This window comes from Geobacillus sp. (genome assembly GCF_017515625.1).
GTDB lineage: Bacteria > Bacillota > Bacilli > Bacillales > Anoxybacillaceae > Geobacillus > Geobacillus stearothermophilus.
Window position 1 is genome coordinate 1 of record NZ_JAFWFM010000060.1, and the last position, 7,648, is coordinate 7,648.

Below are 7,648 nucleotides of genomic sequence, written 5' to 3' on the forward strand. Positions count from 1 at the left end.
CGGTTGATGGAAAATCGCCAAATCCCGTACTTTTCTTGTCCGTCTGTCGTGGACAGAGGAAGTGGCAAACCCACAATGAGGGCAACGTTCCTGTGTCTCTGTTTTCTCTACATGAATCGCATAACCATAGGAAAGAAGTTCGTGTTTAATCACTTTAAATTCTGGCAATCCTAGTGATATAGAAAGCACTTACGAGACCTCCCTAATGTTTATTTCACCGCTAACATTATGGCCAGGATCTCGTCAGTGCTTTCTCTTTTTTGTCACTAAATCACAAAATTTGGTGATGAACCAGTAAAAAAAGGACGCCGCGTATCCCCCGCCTACGCTTCGCTTAGAGGCGGGGGACTTGCGGCGTATGGGTTGTTAAATGGCATTTTGCGCATGTACGGCCGGCGGTGACCGATGGGAAGAAAAGAGGGGGAAGCATGTCGAAAAAAGGGAGACAAAACAAAGTAAGCCAAGAAGTGGCCAACCCGACCGTCTCGAAAACAGAGGCGGAAATGGCCAAAGACAGCGTTGACACCGCCAAGCAAGCGAAAAAAAACCGCTCATAACCAAGAACGTGTCCGCGCCTTGGGCGCGGACACGTTTGGTCGGAGCAGCCTCTTTTGTCAGCCGCTTGCGGCGTCGGCCGCATAGCCGGACGGCAGCGTCAAATGGACAATCGTCCCTTTTCCGACTTCGCTCTCGATCTGCATTGTCCCTTTATGTTCCTGGATAATTTTCATGCTTGTTGTCATCCCGAGCCCCATCCCTTTTTCTTTCAACGTAAAAAACGGTTCGCCGATTTTTTGCAGGCGCTCTTTGGAAATGCCAATGCCTGTGTCGGCAATATCCAAATAAACCGTTCCTCCCGCTTCGGAAACGCGGACGTATAAACTCCCGCCGCTAGGCATTGCTTCAATGGCGTTTTTCATTACGTTTAAACACTTCACCATCGAGCTCCTAACATGCAAAGTCACAAGCGGCCGCCCAGTTACATTTCTCGCGCCCATGCAAGCAACTGAGCGGTCAACGCGGCAGCACGTTCATGGTCAAGCCGCTTTTGCAGCGACGCCTCGAGCCGCTCGGTTACCGCTCCGGCCTCTTCCCCATAGGAAAACGAAAACGACCATTCAAGCGCCGGAATGGCTAGAACGATGTATTCCTCTTTCCGGTTTTCATAAATATATACGTTGACCGGGGCTTGCCCGTCCATGATCGGCGTTTTGCGGATTTTCATCATTGCCTCCCACCTTTGCTGCAAAGCCGTTCTCCATATTCATTTATTTTAGCAAACGCCTCCCCTTTTTTGACATCCCGATCCACGATGGCCACATTCGCACCTTGTTTGGCAAACATCGCGGAGACCGCCTTGCCGATGCCGTTCGCTCCGCCGGTGACAATCACTGTTTTCCGCTCCATGCCCATTTGCCTCTTCTCCTTTCTTTTCTCCAACCTCGTCTTTTCCTCCCTCTCTTGAGGGAAAAACTATGTTCCTTATTATACCATTGACAGCAATGGGAACACATATATGCCGCCATAAGGGAGCGTTTGGAACAATGCGGTTGATGCTGGCGCCTGTACGGGAAGCGGCCGTCTGGCAAGCCGGTGAGCCTCTATGCTGGGCCCGTCCCCCGTGGAACATAAAAAAAGACCGCGTGGAAGCGGTCTTTTTGACGGTTTACCGATATGGGCCGTACGGCGCCGGAAGGCCGGGCGCATATGGAGCTACCCCACCGTAATACGGCGGCAGCGGTGCAGCAGGATAACCGTACGGTGCCGCCGGGGCGTATGGCAGCGGCGCAGCCGGCGGATAGTACATCGGAGGATACGGAACAGCGCCGGGGGCGATGCTAGGGGCAACACCGAGCGTGACACCCATGATCGGCATCGCACTAGGAACGACGCCGGGCGTCATACCGGCAACAGGAGCTCCCACCCCTTCATACGGAGCTGCCATATCGTATGGAGCAACGCCACCGTCATCGGGCAGCGGCGGTGCATTTTCTTCCCCTCCTACCGGCCAGGCGAAGGTCGGAGCCACATTCGGCACTGCTCCCAAGCCCAGCGGCGGCGCCGGGGGCATCATATCAGAGCTGTCCGGGCTGTCAAATTCGTCCGGACTGTCAAGGTGGGCCGGACTGACCAAAGGAGCCATCGGCACAGCCGGCGGACACCAGTAGCCATAAGGAGTCACCGGCGAATAATACGCTGTCGGCATTGCCGCTGGTGCGGTCGGCAGCGGCGCCACGGGCGGTGCATTATTGTCCATTCGCTCGGCCTTATCGCCTTGGTTTGAGGCGTTCAGAAACGGATCATTCATATGAGGGTCCCAATGATTCATTGTCCTCTCCCTTTCTCGCTCATAGTTGTCGGGGCGCGTACCCATCCATATTGTATGTCGGCACAAGCAAAGGGTGTTTGCCCGGCCAAAATATAGGTATTTATCCTAAACGCCGGTTGCGCTATGATAAATAACAGCAGCAACCTCACATGGACGTTGGGAGGGAATCAGATGGATGAAACGTTGGCGGCCAAACAAATCCATGATTTGCGCAACGGAATCATCTCCGAACTGCTGGTGAAAAAAGAAGACTTCCCTGTTTTTCGCGCCGTGCTTGTCAAACAGCCCGATTTTAAACGATTTCGCGGCATCGCCCAGCGCGGCGGTCACATTATTTATCACTATACAGATGTTCCGCGCAGCTGAACGTTCCCGTCTTTGCGGCTTCACATCCGGCTTTCCGCCCCGAAAGCCGGATGTTTTGGCTTGCGGAGAAATTTCCATTCCTCCTATGAAACTAGTCATTTCAATGCTTCGCGCACTTTTTCCATTATTTCGATAATGAATCATCTTCCCATCCTTGTTACTCTAGTAGCGAGTTTACGAGAGGAGGGATCAGGATGAAAAAAGGAAAAGCATGGGTGATGGCGGTGTTGTGCGGAATGTTTTTCTGTGCCGGCCATGCCGATGCGGCAACCATCCACACTGTCAAGCGCGGCGACACGCTTTGGAAAATCGCGAAGCAATACGGCGTGCCGCTCAAACAGCTGATGCAAAAAAATAGAAAAGACGATCGGCTGTATCCTGGCGAAAAACTGATCATCCCGAACGCAGGCATTACAGCGGCGGAAAAAGACTTGCTCGCTCGCCTCGTCCATGCCGAGGCGAAAGGGGAGCCGTACGCCGGGAAAGTAGCCGTGGCAACGGTCGTACTCAACCGCGTCGACCATCCGGATTTTCCGGATACGATCCGCGCTGTTATTTATGAGCGCTCTGGCGGCCGTTATGCATTCACGCCGGTCGCAAACGGAACGATCAATGAACCCGCTGACCGTGAATCATATCGCGCCGTTGAAGAAGCACTTGCTTTTCGCGGTTTAGGAAACGGCTCGCTCTATTTCTACAATCCGAAAACGGCGAAAAGCAAATGGCTGCGCTCCCGTCCGGTGACGGTCGTCATCGGCAACCATGTGTTTGCCAAGTAGACGAAAACAAGGGGACGGCTTCGCCCCTTGTTTTTTTTTAAATATCAGATTTTAGGAAAGAAACCCCTTTACTTGTGCATAAAAATAAGGCAAACTAGTAAAAAAGCGCCTGCTCCTTTTTATAAAGAGCGGGCACAACGGCCAGGGCGCACCAGCCGGCCGCCTTTTCGGCCGATCACGCCCGTTTTAGCCGCCGACGACTATATTCGGTTTAAAAAGGGGAATGATAGAATGGTGAAAAAAGCAAAAGTCGGGGACATTATTGAATTTAAAAATAGATTGCGCGGCATCGTGGAAAAAGTGAACGAAAACTCGGTCATCGTCGATTTGACATATATGAAAAACTACCGCGAGCTTGATTTGCAAGAGCGGACGGTGGTCAACCATAAAAATTATAAGATTATTGAATAGAAAAAAGAGGCCGTCAAGAGCCTCTTTTTTGTTTACGAAATGCAGGCGAGTTCATCACATTCATAGATGTGGACGCCGTTCGCTGCGGACGCCGCCCGGTAAAACATCGCCAATGCAAGCTGATGGGCGTCAACCGGCTTATATTTTTTCCATTTGCCGACGAACAAAAACGGCAGCCGGCATAACAGCCACCCGGCGAGCATCTCGCCAAGGCGGAACTCCCGACGCTTGCCGACGAGCAACGATGGACGGAAAATATGAAGCGATGGGATGGAAAGCCGCTGCAACGCCTCTTCCACCTCTCCTTTGACGCGCTGGTAAAAAAACGGCGAACACGGGTTGGCGCCAACCGAAGAGACGGTCAAAAAGCTTTTCACGCGGCACTTTTCCGCCAACGCCGCCGCGCGCAGCGTATATTCATAGTCAACTTGAATGAACTGCTGCTTCGTTTTCGCCTTTTTCCGCGTCGTTCCGAGGCAGCAAAACACATCATCGACATAAAAATGCCGCTCATACGATTCAAGCCGCGCAAAATCGACGACGACTTGCTGCAGTTTTTCATGTTTAATCGGCAGCGGGGTGCGGACAAAAATGGTCACTTGCCGGTACAAATCCGACTCAAGCAGCAACTTGAGCAGTTCCCCGCCGACCAAGCCGCTCGCCCCAAGCAAAAGAGCTGTTCTTCGCTCCAACGCCAAAACCTCCAAGGCAAACATTCATTGTCCATTATATAGGAGTTGGCGCGAAAAAACTACCTCTTTTTTCATCTCTAGCGGTTGTCGACTTTTTCTGGATACAAGTCGTGGTTGAGCAGCCGATATTCCGCCATTTTTTCGTATTTCGTCCCCGGGCGCCCCCAGTTGCAGTACGGATCGATGGAAATGCCGCCGCGCGGGGTGAATTTGCCCCACACTTCGATATAGCGCGGTTCCATGACTTTAATCAAATCGTTCATAATGATGTTGACGCAGTCTTCGTGAAAGTCGCCATGATTGCGGAAGCTGAACAAATACAGCTTCAACGATTTGCTTTCGACGCATTTTTTGTCCGGGATGTAGCTGATGTAAATCGTCGCGAAGTCCGGCTGGCCGGTTTTGGGACATAGCGAGGTGAACTCCGGACAATTGAACTTCACGAAATAATCCCGGTCAGGATGTTTGTTGTCAAACACTTCAAGCAGATTGGGGTTGTACGTAAACGAATACGTTGTCCCTTGATGGCCAAGCAGCGTCAAGTCTTTCAATTCTTCCTCTTTTCTTCCTGCCATTCCTTCATTCCTCCCTCATTATTCATTGCCGGGCGAATCGCCGCACCCCGCTTTACACGCCGCGCTTGTTTCCCCAAAGAAGCGTGTGCAGCTGCGGCAGGATGTGGACGTCGGCCAGCTCCTCCGAATCGGCGGCTCGTTCCACCAGCCATTCCAACCGATGGAGAAGCTTCGCGCGGAGTGCATCCACATCTGAATCGGCCACATCGGCGTTTCCTGTCTGCAAATAAAACGGAACACCTGGGTAGCGGCAGTGCACCTCTTTCGCATACGCCAAATCGGTGTCATCAAAGACGACGACTTTCAAGCTGATGCGCCGCACCCGGCTTTGGTCAGCCTGCAGCCGTTCCATGATTTGATCGAGCGCCGACCAGTCGGTGTCCATCCCCGAACTTGGCGGTTTTGGGGAAATGGTGACATCGTCTACATCGAGCAGCCAGTCTTGCCAGCGGCTCCCTTGCGTTTCAACCGCAACGCGCACCCCTTTTTCGTGAAGAAGGGCGACAAGCTCTCCAAGAGCGGCAATGAGAAGCGGGTTGCCGCCTGAAATCGTCACGTGGCGGAAGCGGCGGCCGCCCATGGCTTCAAGCCGCCGCCAAATGTCGTCTGCCGTCAACTGCTCGATCTCGTCTTTCGCTGATCCGTCCCACGTAAACGCCGAATCGCACCAGCGGCAGCGATAATCGCAGCCGGCTGTGCGGACGAACATCGTCTTTTGGCCGATCACCATTCCCTCTCCTTGGATGGTCGGACCAAAAATCTCCAACACCGGAATCGTGCGCGCCATTACCGGTCCCCCGCTTTCGGCCGGTAGACGACATAACTTGTCGACGTTTCGCGGACAAACACTTGCAAACATTTCGGCTTGTGCGGCAGCGTATCCAAATAGCGCTGAATCGTTTCATAAATCGTGCGCGCCACCACTTCCGACGTCGGAAACCGATTCGGGTCATGACCGTCAAACCAATCGCTATGGTCGTTGAGCAGCGTATGGTCCAGCTTGCGATGAACGAGCTGTTTTAACGTTTGAAAGTTGACTAAAAAACCGCTCTCATCAAGCTCATCGCCGGCGACCGTCACATTGACGATGTACGTGTGGCCGTGCACGTTTGCGCAGCTTCCGGCCGCTTCGTGCGGGATGAAATGGGCGGCGGCGATGTGCATATCTTTGTTCAACTCATAACGGTAATCGTGCCAAACTTGAGGATAGAGCTGATGCATCATTGTGCTTCCACCCCCGCTTTTTCCCGCAAATAGTCATCCAATCCGCGCTTGCGCAGCACGCATGCTGGACATTCGCCGCAGCCGTCGGCGATGATGCCGTTATAGCACGTCAGCGTCTTCGTGCGAATGAACTCGAGCGCCCCGAGCTCATCCGCGAGCTTCCACGTCTCCGCTTTCGTCAGCCACATGAGCGGCGTATGAATGACAAATTCGTAATCCATCGCTAAATTCAGCGTGACGTTCAATGATTTGATAAACACATCGCGGCAGTCCGGATAGCCGCTGAAATCTGTTTCGCACACTCCGGTGACGAGATGGCGCGCGCCCCGTTGTTTGGCAAACACCGCGGCGAATGATAAAAACAACAAATTGCGCCCGTCCACAAACGTCGTCGGCAGCCCGCCTTCCTTTTGTTCGATGGCGATATCATCACGCGTCAAGGCGTTCGGCGCCAATTGCCCAAGCAGCGACATATCGAGCACCGTATGGCGAACGCCAAGCTCAGCGGCAATTGCCTGAGCGACTTCAATTTCGCGGCGATGACGCTGCCCATAGTCAAACGTCACCGCTTCCACTTCCCCAAACTGCTCTTTCGCCCAAACCAAACACGTCGTGCTGTCTTGGCCGCCGCTGAAGACGACAACCGCCTTTTCTTCCTTCATCTTCATCACAATCAACCTCCTTCTGAATCAGCAGAAGAAGAGGTTTCCAAAACAAAAAAGGCCATACCCCTAGGATACAGCCGCCCCTAGTTTTTTATAGAGGGTTTTGCTAGAAACCTCTCCCGTACAAGCGTACGGAATTGCGATTCTTCTGTTTTTCTTCTTTACTATACCATACTTATGGCTTTTGTTGTAGCGCCTTTTTCACTTTTTCCGCCACCCATACGTACACATACAGGAGCGGAACATACACCGCGACAAGATAAAATCCCGCCTTCGCTGTCCATTCCGTCAACTGCTCAATATGTATCTTCTCCTGAAAAAACATTCCCCCGACAAACAAGCAAGCGAGCAGCACCGGAAGCGAACGGCGCTGCTGAACAGCAAACAGCTGTTTGATCACGCGCGTCACCGCCCAAATAGAGACCGCGATGATCGGGAACACAACAAGCACATAAATCGAGATGACAACACGAGTGTTGATTATCCAAAATTATACATACGCCTTCCATAAATTTGGGCATACTCAAACAAAGCAGCGGCCATCCCGGATTTCCAATCGAGAGGAAGCTGCCCAGAGAAAAAACGGCGAACAAACGAAATGAAGGAA

General features: G+C 52.6%; 13 protein-coding genes and 3 pseudogenes. 4 read left to right on the top strand and 12 right to left on the bottom strand.

Annotated elements, in window-relative coordinates:
- Nucleotides 1–189, bottom strand: a 189-nt coding sequence (locus IKE44_RS03705) for a transposase family protein (RefSeq protein WP_353806751.1), incomplete at its 3' end; no start/stop codon positions are given.
- 239 nt (nucleotides 190–428) lie between these two features.
- On the opposite strand from IKE44_RS03705, the gene IKE44_RS03710 reads away from it, so the two are divergent.
- Nucleotides 429–557, top strand: coding sequence for a hypothetical protein (locus IKE44_RS03710; protein WP_255350130.1), 129 nt, complete (start codon nucleotides 429–431; stop codon nucleotides 555–557).
- 57 nt (nucleotides 558–614) lie between these two features.
- On the opposite strand, the pseudogene IKE44_RS03715 reads toward IKE44_RS03710, so the two are convergent.
- From IKE44_RS03715 to IKE44_RS03730, 4 genes and pseudogenes are all read right to left on the bottom strand, one after another.
- Nucleotides 615–929, bottom strand: a pseudogene (locus IKE44_RS03715) (ATP-binding protein); the annotation flags it as partial.
- A 50-nt stretch (nucleotides 930–979) separates the two neighbouring features.
- Nucleotides 980–1,225 (bottom strand): YueH family protein, encoded by a 246-nt coding sequence (locus IKE44_RS03720; protein ID WP_033010762.1) that lies wholly within the window; start codon nucleotides 1,223–1,225, stop codon nucleotides 980–982.
- A gap of 50 nt (nucleotides 1,226–1,275) precedes the next feature.
- Nucleotides 1,276–1,413, bottom strand: a pseudogene (locus IKE44_RS03725) (SDR family NAD(P)-dependent oxidoreductase); the annotation flags it as partial.
- A gap of 253 nt (nucleotides 1,414–1,666) precedes the next feature.
- Nucleotides 1,667–2,329: a hypothetical protein gene (locus IKE44_RS03730; RefSeq protein ID WP_033015882.1), complete on the bottom strand. Its 663-nt coding sequence runs from the start codon at nucleotides 2,327–2,329 to the stop codon at nucleotides 1,667–1,669.
- Nucleotides 2,330–2,500: 171 nt separating this feature from the next.
- Between IKE44_RS03730 and IKE44_RS03735 the strand changes: the two genes are divergently transcribed.
- From IKE44_RS03735 to IKE44_RS03745, 3 genes are all read left to right on the top strand, one after another.
- Nucleotides 2,501–2,695, top strand: coding sequence for a hypothetical protein (locus IKE44_RS03735; RefSeq protein WP_033015881.1), 195 nt, complete (start codon nucleotides 2,501–2,503; stop codon nucleotides 2,693–2,695).
- Between the two features lie 194 nt (nucleotides 2,696–2,889).
- Nucleotides 2,890–3,474, top strand: coding sequence for a cell wall hydrolase (locus tag IKE44_RS03740; protein WP_033015879.1), 585 nt, complete (start codon nucleotides 2,890–2,892; stop codon nucleotides 3,472–3,474).
- 231 nt (nucleotides 3,475–3,705) lie between these two features.
- Nucleotides 3,706–3,885, top strand: coding sequence for a YkvS family protein (locus tag IKE44_RS03745; RefSeq protein ID WP_287465038.1), 180 nt, complete (start codon nucleotides 3,706–3,708; stop codon nucleotides 3,883–3,885).
- A gap of 32 nt (nucleotides 3,886–3,917) precedes the next feature.
- On the opposite strand, the gene IKE44_RS03750 is transcribed toward IKE44_RS03745, so the two are convergent.
- The 7 genes and pseudogenes from IKE44_RS03750 to IKE44_RS03780 form a co-directional block, all read right to left on the bottom strand.
- Nucleotides 3,918–4,601: an NAD(P)H-binding protein gene (locus IKE44_RS03750; protein WP_033015878.1), complete on the bottom strand. Its 684-nt coding sequence runs from the start codon at nucleotides 4,599–4,601 to the stop codon at nucleotides 3,918–3,920.
- A gap of 53 nt (nucleotides 4,602–4,654) precedes the next feature.
- Nucleotides 4,655–5,152, bottom strand: coding sequence for a preQ(1) synthase (queF, locus tag IKE44_RS03755; protein ID WP_025948364.1), 498 nt, complete (start codon nucleotides 5,150–5,152; stop codon nucleotides 4,655–4,657).
- A gap of 52 nt (nucleotides 5,153–5,204) precedes the next feature.
- Entirely contained in the window at nucleotides 5,205–5,939 is a 735-nt protein-coding gene (gene queE, locus IKE44_RS03760) for a 7-carboxy-7-deazaguanine synthase QueE (RefSeq protein ID WP_033015876.1), read from the bottom strand.
- On the bottom strand, nucleotides 5,939–6,376 hold the full coding sequence (queD, locus tag IKE44_RS03765; protein WP_033015875.1) for a 6-carboxytetrahydropterin synthase QueD: 438 nt from the start codon (nucleotides 6,374–6,376) through the stop codon (nucleotides 5,939–5,941). The genes queE and queD overlap by 1 nt, the downstream gene beginning before the upstream one ends.
- The gene (gene queC, locus IKE44_RS03770; protein WP_053532241.1) at nucleotides 6,373–7,044 is read right to left on the bottom strand and encodes a 7-cyano-7-deazaguanine synthase QueC; all 672 of its coding nucleotides are present in this window, start codon (nucleotides 7,042–7,044) and stop codon (nucleotides 6,373–6,375) included. The genes queD and queC overlap by 4 nt, the downstream gene beginning before the upstream one ends.
- Nucleotides 7,045–7,216: 172 nt before the next feature.
- The gene (locus tag IKE44_RS03775) at nucleotides 7,217–7,483 is read right to left on the bottom strand and encodes a hypothetical protein (RefSeq protein WP_287465040.1); all 267 of its coding nucleotides are present in this window, start codon (nucleotides 7,481–7,483) and stop codon (nucleotides 7,217–7,219) included.
- Nucleotides 7,484–7,521: 38 nt separating this feature from the next.
- Nucleotides 7,522–7,648: pseudogene (locus tag IKE44_RS03780) on the bottom strand (IS4 family transposase); the annotation flags it as partial.

What these genes read in the sequence shown, in the direction of transcription:
- queD (WP_033015875.1), bottom strand. Translation starts at nt 6,376, where the DNA reads ATGATGCATCAGCTCTATCCTCAAGTTTGGCACGATTACCGTTATGAG.
- IKE44_RS03710 (WP_255350130.1), top strand. Translation starts at nt 429, where the DNA reads ATGTCGAAAAAAGGGAGACAAAACAAAGTAAGCCAAGAAGTGGCCAAC.
- queF (WP_025948364.1), bottom strand. Translation starts at nt 5,152, where the DNA reads ATGGCAGGAAGAAAAGAGGAAGAATTGAAAGACTTGACGCTGCTTGGC.
- IKE44_RS03750 (WP_033015878.1), bottom strand. Translation starts at nt 4,601, where the DNA reads ATGTTTGCCTTGGAGGTTTTGGCGTTGGAGCGAAGAACAGCTCTTTTG.
- queC (WP_053532241.1), bottom strand. Translation starts at nt 7,044, where the DNA reads ATGAAGATGAAGGAAGAAAAGGCGGTTGTCGTCTTCAGCGGCGGCCAA.
- IKE44_RS03735 (WP_033015881.1), top strand. Translation starts at nt 2,501, where the DNA reads ATGGATGAAACGTTGGCGGCCAAACAAATCCATGATTTGCGCAACGGA.
- IKE44_RS03720 (WP_033010762.1), bottom strand. Translation starts at nt 1,225, where the DNA reads ATGAAAATCCGCAAAACGCCGATCATGGACGGGCAAGCCCCGGTCAAC.
- IKE44_RS03745 (WP_287465038.1), top strand. Translation starts at nt 3,706, where the DNA reads ATGGTGAAAAAAGCAAAAGTCGGGGACATTATTGAATTTAAAAATAGA.
- IKE44_RS03730 (WP_033015882.1), bottom strand. Translation starts at nt 2,329, where the DNA reads ATGAATCATTGGGACCCTCATATGAATGATCCGTTTCTGAACGCCTCA.
- IKE44_RS03740 (WP_033015879.1), top strand. Translation starts at nt 2,890, where the DNA reads ATGAAAAAAGGAAAAGCATGGGTGATGGCGGTGTTGTGCGGAATGTTT.
- queE (WP_033015876.1), bottom strand. Translation starts at nt 5,939, where the DNA reads ATGGCGCGCACGATTCCGGTGTTGGAGATTTTTGGTCCGACCATCCAA.